Raw genomic sequence first — 19,143 nt, forward strand, 5'->3', positions numbered from 1 at the left:
ATGTTCCTCTGACCCCTCGAGGCGAAAATCGAGGCATGGCATTGCCTCGAAATCTGGAAGCGTTCTCGGCGGTCCTGAATGGCGACGGCCCGGAGGCGGCGCTTGCGTACCTGAACGAAGGCGTCCCGCACCGGTACAGCGCCGTCTACCGCTTCGCCGGCCCCATGCTGCGCAATGTCCTGTTGCACGACAAGGCGGGCGAGATGCGGCCCGAGTTCCTTGTGGCGGTGCCTTTCGACCGGAGCTTCTGCCAGTTCGTTCTTCGGGATGGCTCGTTCCGCACGGACGACTCGGCAGCCGACCCGAGGCTCAAGAATCACCCTTACCGGGGCGTGGTCGTGTCGTATCACAGCGTTCCGCTGACGACCTCCGCCGGCGAACTGTGGGGCACGCTGAGCCATTTCGACATGGTTCCTCTGCCGCTTTCCGATTCCGAGTTCGAGCTGCTGCAGGGTGCAGGCAGGCTGCTGCCGGACTTTCTTGCGGAAGCTTGAGCGGCGAAGCCTGCTACGGGTTGCCCGCGCCAGCTTCCAGCCGCGCGAATGCCTCCGACAGGCAGTCGACGAACAGCCGCACACGCGAGGACAGTTGATGACGCTGCGCGTAGACGGCGTAGATGTCGGCGCTGGGCGTCCGGTACTGCGGCAGCACCTGCACCAGGCGCCCGCTTGCCAGGTAGCGCGCAATGTCCCATTCGGCGCGCATGACGACGCCGTGCCCATCGAGCGCCCAGCGCACCGCGATCTCGCCATCGTTGGTGGTCAGCGCACCACGGACCTTGATGGTCTCGGTGTGCTCCCGACGCCCCTTCCCGCGCGAGAGGCGCCAGACCCCGTAGGCATCGTTGCCCTGGCGAATGCCGATGCAGTCATGCCGCGCCAGATCGCTGGGCACCGCGGGTGTCCCCCGCTGCGCCAGGTACTTGGGTGAGGCGCAGAGCAGCCGCCGGTTCGGCGCCAGTCGCTTCGCGATCACGCGTGCGTCCGGTGGCTCTCCGAACCGGACACAGACGTCGAAGACATCGTCGATGAGCGGCGGCGGGTCGGCGGACAACTGGAGCTGGACTTCAACGTCGGGGCAGAGGCGGCAGTAGCGCGAGATGACCGGCGCGACATGCATGCGCCCGAAGCCCAGCGTTGCATTCACGCGCAGCAGGCCCTTGGGTGACGCCCTCCCCTTGGCCAGCAGCTGGTCCAGGTCATCGAGCTCGCCGAGGATGCGGCGCGCATGTTCCAGGAAGACCTCGCCCTCCGGCGTCAGGCTCAGTCGCCGCGTGGTCCGGTTGACAAGCGGCATGCGCAGCCGATGTTCCATCTGCGACAGGCGCTTGCTGACTGCCGGCGTGGAGACGCCCAGATTGCGCGCTGCGGCGCTCAGGCTCCCGCCGGCCGCAATCTGCACGAAGAAGCCCAGTTCGGAAGGTTGGATGCCCTGGCTCATGGTTCTGGATTGTTAACTTCAGGTTAATGGCGGATTGAATCTACCCCTGCGACGCACTCGGATGCAACCCTCAGAATCGGCCTCGAACAGACCAAGGACGAAACGCAAATGAAGACGTACCGGATTGCAACCATTCCAGGCGATGGCATCGGCAAGGAGGTCGTGCCGGCCGGACGGGAGGTGCTGGATGCAGTTGCTTCTGCCAGCAGCTTCAACTTCGAGTTCGAGAACTTCGAGTGGGGTGGCGACTACTTCCGAAAGCACGGGGTGATGATGCCGGACGACGGCCTCGATGCATTGCGCGGCAAGGACGCCATCCTGTTCGGTTCGGCGGGCGATCCGCACATTCCCGACCACATCACGCTGTGGGGCCTGCGCCTGAAGATCTGCCAGGGCTTCGACCAATACGCCAACGTGCGCCCTACGCGCATCCTGCCCGGCATCGACGGCCCGCTCAAGCGCTGCGGACCGGACGACCTCGACTGGGTGATCGTTCGCGAGAACTCGGAGGGCGAGTATGCGGGTGTCGGCGGCCGCGTCCACCAGGGCCATCCGATCGAGGCGGCGACCGATGTCTCGATCATGACCAGGGCGGGTGTCGAGCGCATCATGCGCTTCGCCTTCAAGCTGGCCCAGTCGCGGCCCCGCAAGCTGCTGACCGTCATCACCAAGAGCAATGCCCAGCGGCATGCCATGGTGATGTGGGACGAGATCGCGCTGCAGATCTCCAAGGAGTTTCCGGACGTCACCTGGGACAAGGAGCTGGTGGATGCATCGACGGCCCGCATGATCAACCGCCCGGCCACGCTCGACACGATCGTCGCCACCAACCTCCATGCCGACATACTGAGCGACCTTGCCGCCGCCCTCGCGGGAAGCCTGGGCATCGCGCCGACCGCGAACATCGATCCCGAGCGCCGCTACCCGTCCATGTTCGAGCCGATCCACGGTTCGGCATTCGACATCATGGGCCAGGGACTGGCCAACCCGGTCGGCACCTTCTGGTCGGTCGTGATGCTGCTGGAGCACCTGGGCGAGGCCGAGGCCGCCCAACGCGTCATGAACGCCATCGAAGCCGTCACGGCCGACCCCTCGCTGCATACCCGTGACCTGGGCGGCACGGCAACCACATCGCAGGTCACGCAGGCCGTGTGCGCGCGACTCGCGTCCGCCAGCCGGCAGCGCCAGGCCGCATGAAGCGCCGAGCTCACGGCAAGTCCGAATGAACGGCGCAGGCCGTCAACCTGGAGACAAGAAATGAACCAACGATTCCCGCTCAATCGCCGAGTCCTCGCGGGTGCCGCCATGGCAGCGCTAGGCCTTTCCCTGGCCTCATGGGCCAGCGCGCAGGATGCATGGCCGGCCAAGCCGATCAGCCTGATCGTGCCCTTTCCTGCGGGCGGCACGACCGATGTGCTGGCCCGGGCACTCGCCGACGCGCTGACCAAGAGCCTGGGCCAGCCTGTGGTGGTCGAGAGCAAGCCGGGCGCAGGGGCCACGCTGGGCGCGGACTATGTCGCCAAGGCCAAGCCCGATGGCTACACGCTGCTGATGGGTGCGGTGCACCACACGATCGCAACCAGCGTCTATAAGAAGCTCCCCTACGACTTTCAGAAGGACCTCACGCCGGTCACCACGGTGGCGATGGTTCCCAATGTCCTGGTGGTCAACGCCGCGCTTACGCCTGCCAAGACCGTGGCCGAGTTGGTCGCATTCGCCAAGACATCACCCACGGCGCTTGCGTACGGCTCGAACGGCAATGGCACCGCGCAGCACTTGATAGGCACCCAGTTCCAGGCCAGCACCGGCACCACCCTGCTGCACGTGCCTTACAAGGGCAGTGGCCCCCTCACGACCGATCTTCTCGGCGGCCAGGTGGCCATGTCCTTCGACACCATCACACCGGTGCTCCAGCACATCAAGGGCGGCAAGCTGCGCGCGCTTGCGGTCACCACGGCAAAGCGTTCCGCCGTGCTGCCCGAAGTTCCAACGCTTGAGCAGGCCGGGCTGAAAGGGTTCGACATCGGCACCTGGTTCGGCGTGCTCGCGCCGGCGAACACCCCGAAGGACATCGTCGCGAAGCTGAACCGCGAGATGGTGAAGATCATCAAGTCGCCGGACTTCAGCGAGCGCATGCAAGCCATCGGGGCGGACCCGATCGGCGACAGCTCCGCAGAGATGTCTGCCCGGATCCGCGAAGAGACGGCGAAGTTCGCGCAGCTCGTGAAGGACGGCAAGGTCGTCGTGGAGTAGGCACTGCCGCCGCACGCGAGCCGCGCCATCGCTCGGTGCGCTCGCCTGACCGGCGAAGCATGTCACCGCGACTACCTGCCGGTGAGACGGCGGCCTACAAGGCCCGCCTTGGATCAGGGGTCATCCTCGCCTCCCTCATCGCCGTGGCCGGCGACGAGCCTGAGCGGCCGCAGGCATCGCGCCGCTCCATCGAAGAGGATCCCACCCATGGACAGTCCCAGCGACCTGACCATCTCCCGGCGTGACCTGTTGATCGCCGGCGCCGCCGCGGCAACCACCACGGCCGTACCGCCCGATGCCACCGCGGCCCCCGCCGACGCCGGCGGCACGGTGCCGGTCACCAAGGTGTCCATCGAGGTGAACGGCACGCGCCGCACGCTGGACCTGGACACGCGGACGACCCTGCTCGACGCCTTGCGCGAGCACCTGCACCTCACCGGCACCAAGAAGGGCTGCGACCACGGACAGTGCGGCGCATGCACCGTCCTGGTGGACGGCGTACGGATCAATTCGTGCCTGACACTCGTCGTGATGCATGAAGGGAGCAAGGTCACCACCATCGAAGGCCTCGGCACGCCCAGGAGCCTGCATCCGATGCAGGCCGCCTTCGTCAAGCACGACGGCTACCAATGCGGTTATTGCACGCCGGGGCAGATCTGCTCGGCGGTGGGCGTGCTCGACGAGATCCGCCAGGGCATTCCCAGCCACGTCAGCGCGGACCTCACGGCGCGGCCGCTGCTCTCTGCCGACGAACTGCGGGAGCGCATGAGCGGCAACATCTGCCGCTGCGGGGCCTATTCGAACATCATCGATGCGATGTCCGAAGTGGCCGGCGTGGCGGGAGCCAGGACATGAAGCCCTTCACCTACGAACGCGCGAAATCGCCTGCGCAAGCCGCAGCGGCAGTGGCCCGCGACCCGGGCGCGAAGTTCATTGCCGGCGGCACCAACCTGCTCGACCTGATGAAGCTGCAGATCGAGGCGCCGACGCACCTGGTGGACGTGAACGGCCTCGCGCTGGACAAGATGGAGCCGACGGCGGAAGGCGGGCTTCGCATCGGCGCGCTGGTGCGCAACACCACGCTCGCCGCGGACGAGCGCGTGCGGCGCGACTACAGCGTGCTCTCGCGGGCACTGCTGGCCGGAGCCTCCGGGCAGCTGCGCAACAAGGCGACCACGGCCGGCAACCTGCTGCAGCGCACGCGCTGCCCCTACTTCTACGACACCGACCAGCCCTGCAACAAGCGCGAGCCGGGCAGCGGCTGCAGCGCGATCAGCACCGCAGCCGAAGGCGAAGGTACTGCAGTGACCCGGCAGCTCGCCGTGATCGGAAGCAGCCAGGCCTGCATTGCCACCCACCCCAGCGACATGGCGGTGGCGATGCGCGTGCTCGATGCGACGGTGGAGACCGTGCGGCCCGACGGGCGCGCGCGCGTCATCCCGATCGCAGATTTCCACCGGCTGCCGGGCGACACCCCGCACATCGAGACGACACTGGAGCGCGGCGAGCTGATCACCGCGGTGACGCTGCCGCGACCGGCAGGCGGCACGCAGCTGTACCGCAAGGTGCGCGATCGCGCGTCCTACGCCTTCGCGCTCGTGTCCGTGGCCGCCATCGTGCAGCGCAACGGCGCGGGCCGGGTCGCGCTCGGCGGCGTGGCGCACAAGCCGTGGCGCGACGAGGCCGCCGACGCCGCGCTGCAGCAAGGCGCCGAGGCGGTTGCCAGCCGGCTGCTGGCCGGCGCCCAGCCGACGCACGACAACGCATTCAAGCTGCCGTTGGCGGAGCGCACGATCGCCGCAGTCCTGGCGCAAGCGAGGGCCTGAGCCATGAAGTTCGACACCCCCGCCACCACCAACCCGATCGACCAGCTGAAAGTCATCGGCAAGCCGACGGACCGGATCGACGGCCCGCTCAAGACCGCGGGCACCGCCCCCTACGCGTACGAGCGCCACGACGTGGCGCCCGATGCTGCGTATGGCTACGTCGTCGGGGCCGGCATCGCGAAGGGCCGCATCGCTTCGATGGACCTGCGCGCCGCGCGAGCCGCACCCGGCGTGCTGGCCATCGTCACTGCGGAGAATGCCGGCAAGCTCGGAAAGGGCAACTTCAATACGGCGAAGCTGCTGGGCGGCCCCGAGATCGACCACTACCACCAGGCCGTGGCGCTGGTCGTCGCTAGGACCTTCGAGCAGGCACGTGCCGCCGCGCAACTGGTGCGCATCGAGTACACGCGCTCGGAAGGCCGCTTCGACCTGGCTGCGCAGAAGGACTCGGCCCAGATGCCCAAGCCGACGGAGTTCAGCGGCCCGCCCGAGTCGAAGGTGGGCGATTTCGCCAGCGCCTTCGCCGCGGCCCCGGTACAGATCGACGCCACCTACACCACGCCCGACGAGTCGCACGCGATGATGGAGCCGCATGCCTCGACCGCGGCCTGGAGGGGCGACAAGCTCACGGTGTGGGCGTCGAACCAGATGATCGACTGGGGCGCCGGCGACGTCGCAAAGACGCTCGGCATTCCCAGGGCCAACGTCCGGCTGGTCTCGCCCTTCATCGGCGGCGGCTTCGGCGGCAAGCTGTTCGTGCGCGCTGATGCGGTGCTCGCCGCGCTGGGTGCGCGGGCGGCACGGCGGCCGGTCAAGGTGGCGCTGCCGCGGCCGCTGATGATGAACAACACCACGCATCGGCCGGCAACGATCCAGCGCATCCGCATCGGCGCCGGGCGCGACGGCAGGATCACCGCCATCGCGCACGAGGGCTGGTCCGGCGACCTGCCCGACGGGCAGGCGGAGACCGCCGTCAACCAGACACGGCTGCTCTACGCGGGCGCGAACCGCCTGACGACCACGCGGCTCGCGGTGCTCGACCTGCCCGAAGGCAACGCGATGCGCGCGCCGGGCGAGGCCCCGGGCATGATGGCGCTGGAGATCGCGATGGACGAGATGGCGGAGAAGCTCGGCATCGACCCGATCGAGTTCCGCGTCCTCAACGACACGCAGGTCGACCCCGAGAAGCCGGAGCGTCCCTACTCGCAGCGCCAGTTGATCCAATGCCTGCGCACGGGCGCGGAGCGCTTCGGCTGGAGCCGTCGCATCGGCCAGCCGGCCCAGGTCCGCGACGGGCAATGGCTGGTCGGCATGGGCGTTGCCGCGGCTTTCCGCAACAACCTGCTGACGAAGTCGGGCGCACGCGTGCGGCTGGACAACCGAGGCATGGTGACGGTCGAGACCGACATGACGGACATCGGCACCGGTTCGTACACGATCATCGCGCAGACCGCCGCGGAGACGATGGGCGTTCCGCTGCAGAAGGTGCTCGTGCGCCTGGGCGACTCGGCGTTTCCCGTATCGGCCGGCTCCGGCGGGCAGTGGGGCGCCAACAATTCGACCTCGGGCGTCTACGCCGCCTGCATGAAGCTGCGCGAGGCGGTCGTGCAGAAGCTCGGCATCACGTCGCCCGACGTGACGTTCACGGACGGCATGGTGCGTGCCGGCGATCGCGCGGTCCCGCTCGCCGAGGCCGCGGGGCCGAACGGCCTCGTGGCAGAGGACGCCATTGAGTACGGCGATCTCGACAAGAAGTACCAGCAGTCGACCTTCGGCGCGCACTTCGTGGAGGTCGGCGTCGATGCCGCCACCGGCGAGATCCGGATCCGGCGCATGCTCGCCGTCTGCGCGTGCGGGCGCATCCTGAATCCGAAGAGCGCACGCAGCCAGGTGATCGGCGCGATGACGATGGGCGCCGGCGCCGCGCTGATGGAGGACCTCGGGCTCGACAAGCGCCGCGGCTTCTTCGTCAACCATGACCTGGCAGGCTATGAGGTGCCGGTACACGCTGACATCCCCCACCAGGACGTGATCTTCCTGGACGAAACGGATCCGATCTCTTCGCCGATGAAGGCGAAGGGCGTCGCCGAACTCGGCATTTGCGGCGTCGGCGCAGCGGTGGCCAACGCCGTCTACAACGCGACCGGCGTCAGGGTGCGGGACTATCCGATCACGCTGGACAAGCTGCTGGCGCGGTTGCCGGCGATGGCGTGAACGGTGCGTGCCCTCAACTGGCCGCAGCCCCCGTCGACATCCTGGCCGGCCGAATAGCGCAGCTTGGTAAGGATGCGCCGCTCGTGCAGCGTGCGGGCCATCTGCTTGCAGTGCTCCCAGGAGGGGCGCCTGAAGGCCACGCCGTCCACCGCGTTGAAGGGGATCAGGTTCAGCACCGCGTACTTGCCGGAGAGCAGCCGGACGATGCCTTCGATCTCCTCCTGCCCGTCGTTGACGCCCTCCAGCAGCGTCACTGGTACTGGATCGGGTAGCCGGTGGCCCGGGCATAGCGTTCGCCCGCCGCAACCAGATCATCGGGCGTGATGTCCGGCGCGCGCGGTAGGAGCTTTCTGCGCAGATCGGCCTTGGTCGTGTGCAACGAGAGTGCCAGCGCCGGCATCACGCGCCCCTGGAGAAGTCTCTCGAAGACGCGTGCATCGCCCACCGTCGAGAACACCAGGTTCTTGTGGCCGATGTTGGCGGCCGTGCCGAGCAGGTCGATGGCCTCCATCACGCTGTCCAGGTTGTGGGCAGGTTCGCCCATGCCCATGAACACCACCTTGCGCACCGGCCTGCGCAGGCGCGCGAGGGCGACCTGTGCAACGATCTCGGCGCTTCCCAGCTGCCGCAACAATCCGTCCCGGCCCGTCATGCAGAACTGGCATCCGACCGCGCACCCGACTTGCGAGGAGACGCACAAGCCGGCGCGAGGCAGCAGCACGCTCTCCACGGTCTGCCCGTCTGCGAGGGCGACGAGCAGCCGCTCGGAACCATCGGCGCCGGCATGGACCGCGTGGATGCGCGCCAGTCCCGCCAGCTCAGCCTCGATGGCCGGCAGGGCAGCCAGCAGCGAGGACGGGAAGAAGCTCGCCGGCTGCCGCTTGCCGCTGTCGCGGGGCAGCGCATGGGACCATAGCCGCAGGATCCGGTGCTCGTGAATGGGGCCCGCTCCTGCTTCACGCAGCCTGCGCTTGAGCTCAAGGATTCGCATGCGCTGCATCCTTCAAGCACGCATCGACCCAGGTGCGGACGTCCTTCTGCGTCGCCTGCGGCAGACCGAACATCATCCGGTAGACGATCGGCGCGACGACACGGTCCATGAGCGCATCGACCGCAGGAGCCCGCTGCCGGCGTGCCTTGCCGCGCTCGACGATGGCCTCGAGCTGGCTCTTCGCGAACTGCGCGCACGGACAGGGCTCGCCCATGGCCTCCATGCCCCGTGCCGAAACCACATCGCGCACCATCGCGCGGCCGAGCTCGGAGGACATCTCGTCACGGAACTGGTCGGCCCACGCCAGCAGGTCCCCCTTCAGGGTGCCGGTGTCGAGCGGCTCGCTGTCCGGCTTCAAGCGCTCGACGGCGACGTCCGCGAGCAACTCCGCGAGATCCCCCCAGCGCCGATAGATCGTCGACGGCGTGACGCCTGCACGCGCCGCGATCATGGGCACGGTGACCGAAGCGCGGCCCTGCTCGTCGAGCAGCTGACGCGTCGCGTTGTGAACCGCGACCTGGACGCGGGCACTGCGTCCACCGGGACGGGGAACTGGGGCTGAGCTCATGAGACCATTCTAAAGCCAAGGATTTGCGTTAATAGCCAAAGCACCTCACAATCCGCAAACGCGAATTTTTTGCTTTTGTGCAGCCTGAGGATTTTCGATGCAGCCCGTCCCGACCGCCCACCCGCCCCTCACTCCAGGCTGGCCCCAGACGCGCCTGGGCCCTGCGCTCTGGCTCAAGGCCTCGCTGCTGGTCAGCTTTCTCGCCGCCTCGACCGCTCCCTCGCCGCTGTATGCGCTCTACCGCGAAGCATGGGGCTTCTCCGCCCTGACGCTGACGGTCGTGTTCTCGAGCTATTCGTTCGCGCTGCTGGCGGCATTGCTGGTCTTCGGCAGCTTGTCCGATCATCGCGGGAGGCGGGAAGTGATCCTTGGAGCGCTGGTGCTGGAGATTGCCGCGACGCTGCTGTTCTGGCGCGCGGATTCGGTCGCGTGGCTGCTGTCGGCGCGCGTCCTGCAGGGCATCGCGACCGGCATCGCCACCGGTGCTCTCAGCGCGGGGCTGCTCGACCTGCACCGCGAGCGCGGACCCCTCGTCAACGGCGTGGCCCCGATGTTCGGCATGGCGGCGGGCGCGTTCGGCACCAGCGTGCTGGTGCAATTCGCGCCCTCGCCGACGCGCCTCGTGTTCGACCTGCTGCTGCTCGTCTTCGCACTGCAGGTCCTCGCCGCGCTGTACCTGCCGGAAACGGTCGTACGCCGGCCGGGCGCATGGCGCTCGCTCAGGCCGAGCATCGCGATTCCCGCACGGGCTCGCGCGATGTTGTGGCAGGTGCTGCCTGTCAACACGGCGCAATGGGCGCTCGGCGGCTTCTATCTCTCGCTGGGACCCACCTTGGCCCGCGTCGTCACCGGCAACGATGCGCCCCTGGTAGGCGGCATGCTGATCACGGCCATGGTGCTCAGCAGCGCCGCGGCCATCCTCACCGTGCGCCTGTGGCCGCCGCGCAGGGCACTCGTCGTCGGCGCCGCCGCGCTGACGCTGGGCCTCGGCACAAGCCTCGCCGGCATCGCACTGCATTCGACGGCCGTGTTCTTCATGGGCGCGGCGATCGCAGGGCTGGGCTTTGGTTCTGCCTTCAACGGTTCGCTGCGCAGCCTGGTATCGCTGGCCGAGCCGCAGGAACGCGCCGCGCTGATGGCCGGGTTCTACGTCCTGAGCTACCTGGCCTTCAGCGTGCCGGCCATCGCGGCGGGACTGAGCACTGGGCTCTTCGGACTGCCTGCCACGGCGATGGGGCTCGGTGCCTTGTTGGCGCTCATGGCGTTGACGGCCTTGCTGATGATGATCGGCCGGCGTCCGAACTGACTTCGCAAGCCGGCCGCCTCAGTCGTTCTCGCGATCGGACTCCTCGGGCCGGCTGCGGTCCTGGTACGGAGAGCTGCCCTGGTTCCCGGACTCGCCGACGCCGGCGTCGCCGGGTCGCACCGGCTGGTTCCTGGCCGTCGTCGCGGGCCCATCGTTGGGCCCCACGATCTCACCGCGCTCCGCGGGCGTCTTCGCGTGCTGCTTCATTGCGTTCTGCGCGGGCGTGGGCGTGTTCTGCTGCGGTGTCTTCGGTTGGTCTTTCATGGCGCTTCCTTCGATCTTCCAGGTGTCAGAGTGGAAAGCCAGACTGACGCGAGCTGCGACGTGCCTACGTAGGAGCGCACGCAGCGCAGGCGCAGGCGGGGCTTGCGTGCCCCGGGCGGGTCTTGGCCGAGCGTCGATGTCCCCGACAGGCCCGCGCCCTACACGCGCTGCGGCTGAGCGCCGACGATGGCCACCATCCGTGGCGTCGTATCAATGGGCTCGCCGGTCAGTTCGACCGTCTTTCCATCCGTTCATCGAAGGAGCTGCCATGGAGAACTATCCCGAATCCGCGACGTCCGGTTCGACGCAACCGATCAACCAGACCGCTGAAGAGAAAGCCAACGCCGCAGAACTCGCCAGGCAGGCAGCGCGCCAGGTGATCGACTCCGGAAAGGAGTACGCCCAGAACGCTGTCAATGCCGCCGGCAAGAAGCTGACGGCAGCGAAGGAGCAGATGGGCAGAGCCGCCGAACAAGGCACCCACTACGTGGCCGAGCAACCCGGACGCGCTGTCGCGATCGCAGCGGCAGGCGGCCTCATCCTGGGTGCACTGCTCATGAGCGCAATGCGCAGCCGCCGCTGATTTCACAACTGCCTGGAGAACAAGATGAACATCATCATTTGGCTGATCGTCGGCGGCATCATCGGCTGGATCGCGAGCATGATCATGAGGACGGATGCGCAGCAGGGCATGGTCCTCAACGTGATCGTCGGCATCGTCGGTTCGCTCATCGGCGGGTGGCTCATTGCGCCCCTGCTGGGTTCCGCGACCGTCAATCAGAACGACTTCAGCATCATGGGGCTCGTGGCTTCACTGATCGGTGCAGTCATCCTGCTCGCGATCGTGAATCTTGTCCGGCGAGGCAGGGTTCGCTAGCTCAATCCCACGGCAGCGCCTCTCACCAGGCGCCGCCGCAGGGCGCGACATGCCGAAGAAGGCTACTTCGCAGCGGCCAGGCCTTGCGCGGTGGTCAGGTGCTCCTGAAGAACCGGCAGCGTCAGGTTCGCCCATTGCTTGATGTCGGCATCCTCGGCCGACCGGACGGCATCCTGGAACAGCTTGATGTCGGCCTGGTGGTCGGCAATGCCGACTTCCCGAACGAAGGCGCGGTCGAAGGCTGCGCCTTCCTGTTTTTCAAGTGCCGCGATCTTCCGCTTCTTCTCTTCGGGCATGTCGTTGGGCAATTGAACGTCCTTGCTCGCGGCCAGTCTCCTGAGCTGGTCGTTGGACGCGGTGTGATGTTGCACCAGCATGCTTGCGAACTGCTTCACCTGCGGCGAGCGCGCTCTTTGCGCGGCACGCCGGGAAATTTCGACTTCATACAGCCCGGCTTGGGCGGCGCTACGGAGGAAGACGTTATCCCCATCGCTGACCTTTCTCGCCCCGCCGGTGAGACCACCGCCCGAGCGAGGTGGATCGGCGGCCAGTGCAGGACCCGCGATCACCGAGGCTGCAAGGACGATCAAGGCTTGCCGCTTGTTCATGGCACGTGATTCATCGTTCATGGTCTGGCTCCATCATGAAGTCGCGGCGGCCCTCGCGAACCGCAACGGCTTGTTCTCGAGCTGTGGCGCGCCGGGCAGCCCGGTCACCTCGAGGATCTCCTGTTCGCCCAGCGTCTCGCGCTCCAGCAGCGCCGCGACCCGACTTCCCCCAGTTCGCCCTCGGCCTCGTCGATGCCTGCCACGTCGGCGAAGGTGACGCGGGTCTGGGCCTCCAGGTCGCAACGGCGCGCCTTGCTGCAGCCCAGGCCCATCAGCCCGCGGCGGCATCGAGGACTGGTTGCCCGGCCCGGGCGGCTTTCCAGGCGGCGCAGCGGGGCGCGGAGCTTGCTTGTCGCGGGAGAGCGTCGGCCATGCCATGTGCGGGTCTCCGAAGTGCGGAGTTCATGTTAACCATGCTTCGTCCCCGCTTCAGGCCCGCGGCAGGATCAACCTGAACGCGCTGCCCTGCCCCGGCGCGCTCTCCAGCACCACCTTGCCTCCATGCCGCTGGGCCACCGTCTTGACGACTGCCAGCCCGAGGCCCGCTCCCTCGACGTGGAACCCAGCGCGGCCCCTTGCAAAGGGCTCGAAGAGGTGGGCCCGAAGCTGCTCGTCGATGCCCGGTCCTTCGTCTTGTACGAGCACCGCCCATTCGAGCGGCAGCGGCTCGATGGCGCAGCGGACCGACGAACCCGCGGGCGAGAACTTGAGCGCATTGCCCAGGAGATTGGTGATCGCCCTGGCCACCAGGTCCCTGTCGATGCGGCTGTGCGCCACATCCGGAGCAGGCGACATGACGATCTCGATCCCATGGCGCCGGGTCGCTTCCCATGCATCGTCCACACATTCGAGTAGCACATCCACCAGGTTGCAGGACTCGAAGCGGTAGTTGTGCGACTGGGCCCGCACCAATTGCGTGAAATCGTCCGCGAGCCCGAGCGCCTTCCTGGCATGGCGTTCGACGCGCTCCTGGACCTGCTCCGGCGCCAGCGCGAATGGATTCTCCCGCTGCAGGTTCAGCAGCGCGAGGATCGACGCCAGCGGCGCGCGCATGTCATGGCTAAGGAAGCGCATCGCATCGTCGCGCTGGCGCTGGGCCTGCCGCATCGGCGTCACGTCCACGAGCGAGACGATCCAGCCCAGGTGCTCTCCCTCGCCGCTGAACGAGGGTGCCTGCTGCACCAGCAGCTCGCGCTCGGCACCGTCGCGCGCCGCGGCGGAATGCGCCTCGGCGCCGGCCGCAAATCGCTCGGCGGTGACCACCGGCTGATGATCCGCGCGCGACAGCACGTCCTCCATCAGGGCAGGCGCACGCGCGCCTTGCAGCTTGCCGCCGGCGTCGACACCGAAGTGCCGCGCCGCTGCCGCGTTGGCCAGCAGGACGGTTCCCGCCTTGTCGCACACCAGCGTCGCGTCCGGGAGGCCCTCCAGGCTGTCGCGGACGAAGCGGTGCAGGTTTCTCAGTTGCTGCGCCACCTGTCCCAACGCATCGATGCGACGGCCGACGAAATCGCCGCTGCCGAGCTCGGCGCCGGACAGGCCCGCCATGCGGCCGTCCGCGTGCAGGCGCCTGAATTCGTCCATCAGGTAGCGGGTGGCGGCATCGAGCTTTCGCCAGCTCCAGAGCCCGTAGGCGACAGCCACGCCGAGCATGCCCGCGGCCGGCGCGAGCTGCAGGCCGAAGCGCGCCGCTCCCGCAGCGGCCGCCACCGGCAGCAGCACCAGCGTCAGCGTGAGCAGCAGTGCCGCAAGCGGCCCGACGAAGGCCATGCCCGCCAACGCGAGCAGCGCCGGAAGGAGATTGAGTGCCGCGTTCAACCGCGCAGGCAGCGGCGCCATGCTGCGCCCGCTCTCGAGGCTGTCGAGCACGTTCGCCGACAGCTCGACGCCGGACATCAGCCTCGAGCGGTTCGAGACCGGCGTGGCGTACAGATCACCCAGCCCGGCCGCTGTGGCGCCGATCAGCACGTACTTGCCCTTGAAGGTGTCCGGCGCCACCGTGCCGTCCAGCACCTCGACATAGGACACCTGCCGGAAATGGCCGGGCGGCCCCGCGAAGGAGATGGACAACCGGCGCGAACGCTGCCAGGCGGGCACGCCATCCGCATCGCCGGTTTCCGCATCGCGCTTGCGAGGCGCTGCATCGACCGGGCCTTCGCCGATCTTGCGCATTGCGACGCTGAAGTGGTCCCACTGGCGGCCGGCGAACCCCTCGCGCAGGTAGACGCTGCGGGCGACGCCATCGTTGTCGATGTCCAGGTGCACATGCCCGAGCGCTGCCGCGCGGCGGCGCAGCGCGGGCAGCGGCTCCACCACGACAGGCTCGGCGTTGTAGCTCTGCATCATCAGCGGAAGCACAACCTTGCCGCTGCGGCCCAGCGAGGCGGCGAGCGCCGCTTCATCGGCCGGGAAGCGCTGATCGGGCTCGATCAGGAGCAGGTCCATGCCGATGGCGCGCGGCCCGTCCTTGTCGATGCGATCGATCAGCTGGGCATGGAAGGAGCGCCGCCAAGGCCAACGGCCCAGGGCCGCGATGCTCTTGTCGTCGATTGCGACGATCACCACCTCGCTGCGATCGGCGGGGCGGGCCTGCAAGAACATCAGCGCGTCCTGCAGCCAGCGGTTGGCGCCCTGCAGCCAGCCGGATCGGTCCACCACGAGGACCAGGCTCGCGACGAGGACCGCCAAGCCCAGCCATTCGAGCCAGCGCCGCGGCACGCGAGAAGATGAGGCGGTGGTGCGAGGGCCAGGCATGCGCGGCGAATGCGTCTTCGCAGAAGGTGCGGTGAAGCGCTACTGGCGGCCGATGGGGCGGCCGTCGCCGTCATGAACGGCACTGCCGCTCGCATCGCGCACGACCGGACCGATCCGCACCGCCTGCGGCACCGAGAAGACGCCCGCATCCCCCTGTGGCGTGATGGCCTGCATCCGCACGTAGTAGGTGCCGGGCGGCAGCGCCTTCAGGTGCAGGAATGCCTCGGAGTGCGTCTCTGCCTGGACGACGTCCGCGAAGGCGCTGTCGCGCGCCACCTCCACGCGGTAGCGGTAGCCGGGCAGCGCGGACCAGTAGAGCTGCAGCGCCCCGTCGGCGTCGCCGAACCTGGGCGGCGGCGGCACCGGCGGCGGCTCCACCACATCGAAGCGCCGGCCGGCGCTGAACGGCCCCTGGTCGGTCCTTCCATCCGGCGTCAGGCCGACGGAGGCCACGCGCCAGTAGTAGCGGCCGGGAGGCAACTGGGCGGAGCGCCGGCACTCCTGGACCTCCGCATCGTCGATTCGCAAGTCCTTGAAGGACTCGTCGCTCGCGATCTGCAGCCTGAAGCGACGGATGCCGGCCGGCTGCGCGCAGCTGAACTCGACCGGGCTGCCGACGATTCTTTCGCCGGGCGCGGGCCCTTGCGACAGCGGCGCGACCGGCCGCGCCTTGACGCGGATCGCGCGCGTGCTCTCGAGGCTCGAGAGGCCTTCCGAGTCCACGCCGCGCGCACCCACGGTGTAGTCGCCATCGTCCAGACCGGCGAAGCGCAGTTCGCCGGTTTCGATCACGCCGTTGCGCACGACCTGCTCCATCGCCGGGTCCTTGGCGATGCGAACGCGGTAGGCCACCACGCCCGGCACGGCAGGCAGCGCCAGGCGAACGAAGTCGGCATCGGTGATGGTGGCCGGCAGCGCCGCGAGGTCGGGCGCCGCGGGCAGCCGGCGCACGGGCCCCACGGTGCCGGCCTGGCTCACGCGAGCGCCCTCTCCTGCCTGCAGGCGCTGCTCGCGCAGGCCGTGCGGGCCCGGACTGCGCGCGCGGCCCTTCAGATCGACAGCGCCGTGCATGACCTCGCCGGTGACGCCGGCATCGGGCTGGATGGCAACGCCGAACTCCGTACCGCGCACGCTCGCCACGGCCAGCGGCGTGCGGATCTCGAAGCGGCCCGATCCGCCGCGCAGCGGCTGCGCCGAGACATCCACACGGCCCGCATCGAGCTGGATCAGCGTTTCGTTGGCCTGCAGCGCCTCCTGGCGGCGCACGCCGGCGAGCCGCACCGTCGAGTTCGCAGGTACGCGCACCACCGAGCCGTCGCTCAGCGCGAGGCGCAGATAGCCATCGGTTCCGACTTCGATGCGGGTGCCCTCCGGCAGGCGCGCGCCCGCCTGCACGGGCTGCGCCTGCGCATCCTGGGCGGCGAACTGGCGAACTTCTCCCGTAACGTACTCCACCGTCGCGAAGCTCGGCGCAAAGGCCAGCAGCGCAGCCGGGATGCGCACGCGTGTGCCCGGCTCGATGCGATGCGGGTCGGCGATCCCGTTGTGCTCCTGCAGCTGGTGCCAGCGATCAGACCGGCCCGTGTATTGCTCGGCCAGCCCGTAGAGCGTCTCGCCGGCCTGCACGGCATGCACGAGGTCCGGCTCGGCGGCGGCGGCCGGCGGCGAGAAGGCCAGCGCCGCGTGCAACGCCAGCTGCAGGCTGGCGAGGCACTGCCCGATGCGGCTCGCGTGACGGCGTGCGGCCCGCGCCGCCCCCTCACGCGACATGGTTCTCATCGTTGCCGAGCACTTCGAAGCGGTAGCCCTGTCCGTAGATGGAAGCCAGGCGATAGCCGCTCTCGGGACGCAGCCCGAGCACCGTTCGCACGCGGGAGATGTGCGTGTCGAGCGAGCGCGACATCAGCTCGGTCCCGGGTGGATTGGCGACGCCCCAGATCGTCTCCAGCAAATGCTTGCGCGAGATCAGACGCCCCGCGTTGCGGAACAGGAACAAGGCCAGGTCGAATTCCTTCTGCGTCAGCGCCACCGGCTTGCCGTCGATCTCCAGCTGCCGGCTCGCCAGCACGAAGCGATAGCGTCCCCACACCTGCTCTTCGGGCGGCGGGTCCATGTAGGCCCGCCGCAGCAGCGCTCGCACGCGCGCCGCCAGTTCGCCGACGCGCACCGGCTTGACCATGAAATCGTCCGCCCCTGCGGTCAGGCCTTCGACCACATCGCGCTCTTCATGGCGGTTGGTGACGAAGAGGATCGGAATGCGGGCCTGCACATTGGCGCGGACCCATCGCACGATCTCCGGGCCGGTGATGTCGGGCAGGTGCCAGTCCAGGACCAGCAGATCGAAGGTCTCGCGCTGCAGCTCCCGCCGCAGGGCGGCACCTTCAGAGAAGACGTGGCAGTCGTGCCCGATGGCTTGCAAAGTGCACCTGACGAGGTCGAGCTGATCGACGTCGTCGTCCAGTGCGGCAACTCGCATTTCTTGTACTACCTTATTGTTGAGCGCCCGCAAGGCAGCGGGGCTTCGATGAGCGAGAAAGTGTACTGGTCAAGGTGAGGCGGAAGGCGCGGCGGATTGTCAAACAATGTCAATTCCAGCCCGCTCGTGTAGGACTGCACACCTGCCCGTTGCCAGTCCTGGATGACGCCGCCCATCGCTGTTCGCAGCCAATTCTTAGGCATTGTCAATTCGATTGTCTGGCGTGCAGGGCTTCCCTACATTCACGCTCCAGACACACCCGGCCCGGGTGCGTGCGGCAAGGCCAGACGCCTGCCCTGTTGAACCTACACTTTTTCCGAACGCATGCACACGTCCCACATCGCACCGAGGAACGAAGCGCACCAAGGCGCCTTTCCCCAACCGCTCGAACTGCTGCAACGCCTCGCGAACACGAGGCTGCCCATCCGCGTCGTCGACCATGGCGAGATCGAGACCTTGAGGATCTTGAAACTGGCCGGCTCTATCAAGGCCGCCATCCCGGAAGCCGCGCATCCGCCCGGCGGCCTGCATCGAAGCCAGCGGCAGCTGCCGGCAACGGTGGACGAGATCACCCGGCTGGGCCGGGCCATGCTCGAGCGCTTCGCGCGTCCTTCCCGTGGAAGAACACTGGCCTGCTCGGCGGGCCCCTGCCTGTAGGCACCACACGCCCGTTCGACCATGACCAGCATCTTCAACCAGCCCCCCTCCGCCTGCCCGGCGCCCACGACCATGGACCTGCTCGACAAGGCGCTCGAGCAGGGCAACCTGCGTGCCTGGGCGCTTCGCCTGGGACTGTCGGAAGAAGCATTGCGGACCGCGCGGAGCAGGGGTCGTCTCTCGCCCGTGATCGCGGGCGCGCTGGCCGAAGACCTTCACCTGGATCCGGCTCAATGGATGGTCATCGCCGTGCTCGAGACCGAGCGCGACAGCGCCTGCAAGACCCGGATGGTCCAGCGCTTCAGGAAGTCGTGGCCGTGCCTGCGCGACCCGCGCGCGAACAAGTCGTGACTGCCGGCCGGGGTCGCGCGTCTTTGTCTTTGCATCTTCGCGCCTGCACATGAGTCAGAAGCCCGACTGCTGAATCACGACCGACACGGCGTTGTCGATCCAGTTGCGCGCGATGCTCTCGCGCGTGCCCTCGAAGTGCACTCTCACCTCGCGCACGGCAAGCAGCGGGGTTTCCGATTCGCCCTCCACCAGCACGCGGAACCACGCTTGCGCCGGCCGCAGCTCGTTCTTCGGGCGCGTCGGGTTGAGCGCGATCGGGCCGCCGTGGTCCTGCGCCAGCAGCAGGTGCGGCAGGCGCTTGACCGGGCTGCTGTCGATGGCGCGCACCTGCCCTTGCAGCTTGCGCGTGCGCCCCTTGACGATGACCGTCGCCGTACTGCCCCGCGACAGGCGCTGCCGGTCATGCTCGGGCACCAGCGCCTCGACGCGCCAGCGCCGCCCGTCGACCACCATCGCGATGAGCTGCGACGGCGCGACCCAGGTGCCCTGCCCCACCAGCGGATCGACGTCGCGCACTTCACCAGCCTGCGAGGCGACCAGCCGCAGCCGCAGCAGCTC

Annotated in this window: 19 protein-coding genes and 1 pseudogene; 11 read left to right on the top strand and 9 right to left on the bottom strand. The window is 68.3% G+C overall.

From position 1 onward, the window contains the following. Window positions 1-35 precede the first annotated feature (35 nt). A complete protein-coding gene (locus APY03_RS11120; protein WP_068676766.1) occupies window positions 36-494 on the top strand; it encodes a GAF domain-containing protein in 459 nt (152 codons plus the stop codon). Window positions 495-507: 13 nt separating this feature from the next. Here the strand turns inward: APY03_RS11120 and APY03_RS11125 are convergent, their stop codons facing one another. After that, a complete protein-coding gene (locus APY03_RS11125) occupies window positions 508-1,440 on the bottom strand; it encodes a LysR substrate-binding domain-containing protein (protein ID WP_068676768.1) in 933 nt (310 codons plus the stop codon). Between the two features lie 108 nt (window positions 1,441-1,548). Between APY03_RS11125 and APY03_RS11130 the strand changes: the two genes are divergently transcribed. From APY03_RS11130 to paoC, 5 genes are all read left to right on the top strand, one after another. Beyond that, a complete protein-coding gene (locus tag APY03_RS11130) occupies window positions 1,549-2,637 on the top strand; it encodes a tartrate dehydrogenase (RefSeq protein ID WP_068676770.1) in 1,089 nt (362 codons plus the stop codon). Between the two features lie 60 nt (window positions 2,638-2,697). Next, window positions 2,698-3,693 carry a Bug family tripartite tricarboxylate transporter substrate binding protein gene (locus APY03_RS11135; RefSeq protein WP_068676772.1) on the top strand — a complete coding sequence of 332 codons (996 nt, stop codon included), beginning with the start codon at window positions 2,698-2,700 and terminating at the stop codon, window positions 3,691-3,693. Between the two features lie 207 nt (window positions 3,694-3,900). After that, on the top strand, window positions 3,901-4,548 hold the full coding sequence (gene paoA / locus APY03_RS11140; protein ID WP_068676780.1) for an aldehyde dehydrogenase iron-sulfur subunit PaoA: 648 nt from the start codon (window positions 3,901-3,903) through the stop codon (window positions 4,546-4,548). Continuing rightward, window positions 4,545-5,519, top strand: a complete 975-nt coding sequence (locus tag APY03_RS11145) for an FAD binding domain-containing protein (protein WP_068676782.1) — start codon at window positions 4,545-4,547, stop codon at window positions 5,517-5,519. Before paoA ends, APY03_RS11145 begins: the two co-directional genes overlap by 4 nt. A 3-nt stretch (window positions 5,520-5,522) precedes the next feature. Then, window positions 5,523-7,733, top strand: coding sequence for an aldehyde oxidoreductase molybdenum-binding subunit PaoC (gene paoC / locus APY03_RS11150; protein WP_068676793.1), 2,211 nt, complete (start codon window positions 5,523-5,525; stop codon window positions 7,731-7,733). On the opposite strand, the pseudogene APY03_RS11155 reads toward paoC, so the two are convergent. Together APY03_RS11155 and APY03_RS11160 are read right to left on the bottom strand one after the other, a co-directional pair. Then, window positions 7,682-8,724: pseudogene (locus tag APY03_RS11155) on the bottom strand (RNA methyltransferase). The gene paoC and the pseudogene APY03_RS11155 overlap by 52 nt on opposite strands. Next, window positions 8,711-9,292, bottom strand: a complete 582-nt coding sequence (locus APY03_RS11160; protein ID WP_068676794.1) for a TetR/AcrR family transcriptional regulator — start codon at window positions 9,290-9,292, stop codon at window positions 8,711-8,713. The pseudogene APY03_RS11155 and the gene APY03_RS11160 overlap by 14 nt, the downstream one beginning before the upstream one ends. 97 nt (window positions 9,293-9,389) lie before the next feature. Here APY03_RS11160 and APY03_RS11165 point away from each other — a divergent pair, with 97 nt between their 5' ends. Continuing rightward, a complete protein-coding gene (locus APY03_RS11165) occupies window positions 9,390-10,598 on the top strand; it encodes an MFS transporter (RefSeq protein ID WP_068676795.1) in 1,209 nt (402 codons plus the stop codon). An 18-nt stretch (window positions 10,599-10,616) separates the two neighbouring features. On the opposite strand, the gene APY03_RS11170 is transcribed toward APY03_RS11165, so the two are convergent. After that, window positions 10,617-10,862, bottom strand: a complete 246-nt coding sequence (locus APY03_RS11170) for a hypothetical protein (protein ID WP_068676796.1) — start codon at window positions 10,860-10,862, stop codon at window positions 10,617-10,619. Window positions 10,863-11,130: 268 nt separating this feature from the next. Here APY03_RS11170 and APY03_RS11175 point away from each other — a divergent pair, with 268 nt between their 5' ends. Further along, the gene (locus APY03_RS11175; protein ID WP_068676797.1) at window positions 11,131-11,445 is read left to right on the top strand and encodes a DUF883 C-terminal domain-containing protein; all 315 of its coding nucleotides are present in this window, start codon (window positions 11,131-11,133) and stop codon (window positions 11,443-11,445) included. A 24-nt stretch (window positions 11,446-11,469) separates the two neighbouring features. Beyond that, a complete protein-coding gene (locus APY03_RS11180) occupies window positions 11,470-11,739 on the top strand; it encodes a GlsB/YeaQ/YmgE family stress response membrane protein (protein ID WP_068676798.1) in 270 nt (89 codons plus the stop codon). A 62-nt stretch (window positions 11,740-11,801) separates the two neighbouring features. Here APY03_RS11180 and APY03_RS11185 read toward each other — a convergent pair whose 3' ends face one another. From APY03_RS11185 to APY03_RS11200, 4 genes are all read right to left on the bottom strand, one after another. Next, on the bottom strand, window positions 11,802-12,368 hold the full coding sequence (locus APY03_RS11185; RefSeq protein ID WP_083944279.1) for a DUF4142 domain-containing protein: 567 nt from the start codon (window positions 12,366-12,368) through the stop codon (window positions 11,802-11,804). A 408-nt stretch (window positions 12,369-12,776) separates the two neighbouring features. Next, window positions 12,777-15,101 carry a CHASE2 domain-containing protein gene (locus APY03_RS11190; RefSeq protein ID WP_068676799.1) on the bottom strand — a complete coding sequence of 775 codons (2,325 nt, stop codon included), beginning with the start codon at window positions 15,099-15,101 and terminating at the stop codon, window positions 12,777-12,779. Between the two features lie 39 nt (window positions 15,102-15,140). Continuing rightward, entirely contained in the window at window positions 15,141-16,871 is a 1,731-nt protein-coding gene (locus APY03_RS11195; RefSeq protein WP_162487184.1) for a FecR domain-containing protein, read from the bottom strand. After that, on the bottom strand, window positions 16,861-17,577 hold the full coding sequence (locus APY03_RS11200) for a response regulator transcription factor (protein WP_068676800.1): 717 nt from the start codon (window positions 17,575-17,577) through the stop codon (window positions 16,861-16,863). Before APY03_RS11200 ends, APY03_RS11195 begins: the two co-directional genes overlap by 11 nt. A gap of 324 nt (window positions 17,578-17,901) precedes the next feature. Between APY03_RS11200 and APY03_RS11205 the strand changes: the two genes are divergently transcribed. Together APY03_RS11205 and APY03_RS11210 are read left to right on the top strand one after the other, a co-directional pair. After that, on the top strand, window positions 17,902-18,234 hold the full coding sequence (locus tag APY03_RS11205; protein WP_068676801.1) for a hypothetical protein: 333 nt from the start codon (window positions 17,902-17,904) through the stop codon (window positions 18,232-18,234). A gap of 21 nt (window positions 18,235-18,255) precedes the next feature. Continuing rightward, entirely contained in the window at window positions 18,256-18,585 is a 330-nt protein-coding gene (locus APY03_RS11210) for a hypothetical protein (RefSeq protein WP_068676806.1), read from the top strand. A 54-nt stretch (window positions 18,586-18,639) separates the two neighbouring features. On the opposite strand, the gene APY03_RS43605 is transcribed toward APY03_RS11210, so the two are convergent. Then, on the bottom strand, window positions 18,640-19,143 hold a 504-nt coding region (locus APY03_RS43605; RefSeq protein WP_232324230.1), incomplete at its 5' end, for an HlyD family secretion protein.

The organism is Variovorax sp. WDL1 (genome assembly GCF_001541225.1).
In the GTDB taxonomy this organism is placed as follows: Bacteria; Pseudomonadota; Gammaproteobacteria; order Burkholderiales; family Burkholderiaceae_C; genus Variovorax.

Excerpts from the sequence above, each read along its gene's own strand:
- APY03_RS11195 (WP_162487184.1), bottom strand. The coding sequence starts at position 16,871 with ATGTCGCGTGAGGGGGCGGCGCGGGCCGCACGCCGTCACGCGAGCCGC.
- APY03_RS11165 (WP_068676795.1), top strand. The coding sequence starts at position 9,390 with ATGCAGCCCGTCCCGACCGCCCACCCGCCCCTCACTCCAGGCTGGCCC.
- APY03_RS11200 (WP_068676800.1), bottom strand. The coding sequence starts at position 17,577 with ATGCGAGTTGCCGCACTGGACGACGACGTCGATCAGCTCGACCTCGTC.
- APY03_RS11180 (WP_068676798.1), top strand. The coding sequence starts at position 11,470 with ATGAACATCATCATTTGGCTGATCGTCGGCGGCATCATCGGCTGGATC.
- APY03_RS11175 (WP_068676797.1), top strand. The coding sequence starts at position 11,131 with ATGGAGAACTATCCCGAATCCGCGACGTCCGGTTCGACGCAACCGATC.
- APY03_RS11145 (WP_068676782.1), top strand. The coding sequence starts at position 4,545 with ATGAAGCCCTTCACCTACGAACGCGCGAAATCGCCTGCGCAAGCCGCA.
- APY03_RS11120 (WP_068676766.1), top strand. The coding sequence starts at position 36 with ATGGCATTGCCTCGAAATCTGGAAGCGTTCTCGGCGGTCCTGAATGGC.
- APY03_RS11210 (WP_068676806.1), top strand. The coding sequence starts at position 18,256 with ATGACCAGCATCTTCAACCAGCCCCCCTCCGCCTGCCCGGCGCCCACG.
- APY03_RS11160 (WP_068676794.1), bottom strand. The coding sequence starts at position 9,292 with ATGAGCTCAGCCCCAGTTCCCCGTCCCGGTGGACGCAGTGCCCGCGTC.
- APY03_RS11130 (WP_068676770.1), top strand. The coding sequence starts at position 1,549 with ATGAAGACGTACCGGATTGCAACCATTCCAGGCGATGGCATCGGCAAG.
- APY03_RS11135 (WP_068676772.1), top strand. The coding sequence starts at position 2,698 with ATGAACCAACGATTCCCGCTCAATCGCCGAGTCCTCGCGGGTGCCGCC.
- APY03_RS11125 (WP_068676768.1), bottom strand. The coding sequence starts at position 1,440 with ATGAGCCAGGGCATCCAACCTTCCGAACTGGGCTTCTTCGTGCAGATT.
- paoA (WP_068676780.1), top strand. The coding sequence starts at position 3,901 with ATGGACAGTCCCAGCGACCTGACCATCTCCCGGCGTGACCTGTTGATC.
- APY03_RS11190 (WP_068676799.1), bottom strand. The coding sequence starts at position 15,101 with ATGCCTGGCCCTCGCACCACCGCCTCATCTTCTCGCGTGCCGCGGCGC.
- APY03_RS11205 (WP_068676801.1), top strand. The coding sequence starts at position 17,902 with ATGCACACGTCCCACATCGCACCGAGGAACGAAGCGCACCAAGGCGCC.
- APY03_RS11185 (WP_083944279.1), bottom strand. The coding sequence starts at position 12,368 with ATGAACGATGAATCACGTGCCATGAACAAGCGGCAAGCCTTGATCGTC.
- APY03_RS11170 (WP_068676796.1), bottom strand. The coding sequence starts at position 10,862 with ATGAAAGACCAACCGAAGACACCGCAGCAGAACACGCCCACGCCCGCG.
- paoC (WP_068676793.1), top strand. The coding sequence starts at position 5,523 with ATGAAGTTCGACACCCCCGCCACCACCAACCCGATCGACCAGCTGAAA.